1 protein-coding gene is annotated in these 709 nt (G+C 53.5%); it reads left to right on the top strand.

Features of this window, described 5'->3' with window-relative positions; translation table 11 throughout:
- A partial coding sequence (locus PO883_RS34700) for a polymorphic toxin-type HINT domain-containing protein (protein WP_289313834.1) occupies positions 1-709 on the top strand: 709 nt, incomplete at both ends.

A 709-nucleotide genomic window follows, 5' to 3' on the forward strand; every position in this document is an offset into this window, starting at 1 on the left:
CACTATTGCGTCGGGTGCACCGCTCTCCGGCGTGTCGCTTCCGAATCTGGCAATGCTGGGCGGAAAGGGAATAGCAGCCGCTGTGCCTGAATTTGCCCCCGGCGTGAAAACCTTGGCGGTGGTTCCGGGAGAGGTGAAAATTATAAATGGCGGCGTTAAAGCTGGTAGCCCCGCCATGTCGGCAGAGACAGCGGCCGTCAACGCGATAGCAACGGAGACGAAACTGCCGACTGGAAACACAGCTGGTAATACGGTCGTCGAGGCATGTTGCTGCTTTCCCGCTGGAACACCTGTGGTTGCCGAGGCGGGAACGGTGGCAATCGAAAAGATTCAGGTAGGTCAACTGGTGTACGCCCGTAATCCGGAGACTGGGGCGACTGAGCTCAAGCCTGTTACGCAGTTGATGATCACCAAATCCAAACCGCTTTATAGACTGGTTACGCTTGACAGCCGTGGTGTCAGTGAAAGTATGGAGGTTACTGATAATCACCCATATTGGGTTAGGAATAAGGGATGGGTGGATGCTGCCAATCTTGAAGTTGGCATGGAGCTCGAAAGCTTGGACCATGGCAAACTGACGGTGATGTCGCTGAGCACAGTAGGCCGTTCTGACATCACGTATAATTTTACCGTTGCCGACTTTCACACGTACTTTGCTGGAAAGCAAAAAGCATTTGTCCATAACTGCTCGCAAAAATGTGGGGGAGCG

Origin of the sequence: Massilia sp. DJPM01, from assembly GCF_030348125.1 — a bacterium.
Classification (GTDB): Bacteria; Pseudomonadota; Gammaproteobacteria; order Burkholderiales; family Burkholderiaceae_D; genus Telluria_A; species Telluria_A frigida.